Origin of the sequence: Zoogloea sp. 1C4 (assembly GCF_009469605.1) — a bacterium.
GTDB classification, from domain to species: domain Bacteria; phylum Pseudomonadota; class Gammaproteobacteria; order Burkholderiales; family Rhodocyclaceae; genus Zoogloea; species Zoogloea oryzae.
Genome location: NZ_SSXU01000127.1, coordinates 1 through 1,071, shown reverse-complemented (window position 1 = coordinate 1,071; position 1,071 = coordinate 1). Strand labels below are relative to the sequence as shown.

The following is a 1,071-nucleotide window of genomic DNA, read 5'->3' as shown; positions in this document are numbered from 1 at the left end:
AATATCGTACTAACCTATTACTTCTATTCTCTACATGTACTATATGCCCATTGTCAAAGATCATATAGAAATGTTTATTATTTATTTTATTATTCATTTACTCTTAGTATTAACGTTATTTGCACCCTATCTTTTATTATCTCTGGAATTAGTATCTTATTAACTACTAATTCATCTTCTGCTTTTCCCTGTACTAAAAGACCCTCTTTCTTGAACTTACTTATATATCTACTTAAGTTATCTGGAGTAATACCCATAGTACTTTTAATCATTCTACGATTGTCAGTATTGGCTACATTTTTACTTACACCAGGTATTGGAGTAAAGTTCACATCTAATTCAACGAACTTAGTAAGTAACTCCAATTCCCTGTTTGTAAGTTGTAGTATACCATTTAAAGCGTTAAGGTATTCATAGTAAAGATTGCCTTTATTAACAGTCTTTACTAATTTATTCATCTAACAAATCTTTAATACTATTAAGAACTTTATTTAAATTATGGTATACAGTTTCTGCTTCTACTTTAACACACTGTTGAACATTGCCTTCATTATAATCCTTCATCAATTCGTTATAATCTTTGGTATATGTATCAATCAAAGTATTAACGTATTCTTTTACTTTCTCTAACTTATTGCAACAGCATTCACATTCATCCACACCTTCTTGTGCTTCTTCACTGTACCAAATTACATAATCTTTATTGGCTAATTCTTCCATAGTAGAAGAATCAAATGCCATTGAAGTATAAGTTTCTGTATCTGATACTACTTCAGATTTCTGAAGTTCCCACAAGTTTAAATCTTCAACTTTAGTAAACACATCACCTTTTTCAGCGAAGCTAAAATCCTTAATTACTTTGTATCCTTCCATATGTCTAACTTTTTATTTAATATCTTTTGTTTAAATTCTTGTATCTTATTAAAGTTTTGTTTACACTCTTCGTAACCATCAATTCTACCTTGGTCATAACCTTCTTTCTTTCCTTGACGATAAGTAAGAGCACCAAAACCAATAATACTCACAAGTACTATTATTATTGTTCCCATAATGCCCTTAAAACGTATTAAT

Annotated in this window: 3 protein-coding genes; all 3 read right to left on the bottom strand. The window is 29.2% G+C overall.

Going from position 1 to position 1,071, the window contains the following annotated elements; translation table 11 throughout:
• Positions 1-89: 89 nt before the first annotated feature.
• Positions 90-458 (bottom strand): hypothetical protein, encoded by a 369-nt coding sequence (locus tag GH681_RS23190; RefSeq protein WP_153163852.1) that lies wholly within the window; start codon positions 456-458, stop codon positions 90-92.
• A complete protein-coding gene (locus GH681_RS23185; protein WP_153163851.1) occupies positions 451-873 on the bottom strand; it encodes a hypothetical protein in 423 nt (140 codons plus the stop codon). The genes GH681_RS23190 and GH681_RS23185 overlap by 8 nt, the downstream gene beginning before the upstream one ends.
• A partial coding sequence (locus GH681_RS23485; RefSeq protein WP_194271329.1) for a hypothetical protein occupies positions 855-1,071 on the bottom strand: 217 nt, incomplete at its 5' end. The genes GH681_RS23485 and GH681_RS23185, both read right to left, overlap by 19 nt.

What these genes read in the sequence shown, in the direction of transcription:
- GH681_RS23190 (WP_153163852.1), bottom strand. Translation starts at nt 458, where the DNA reads ATGAATAAATTAGTAAAGACTGTTAATAAAGGCAATCTTTACTATGAA.
- GH681_RS23185 (WP_153163851.1), bottom strand. Translation starts at nt 873, where the DNA reads ATGGAAGGATACAAAGTAATTAAGGATTTTAGCTTCGCTGAAAAAGGT.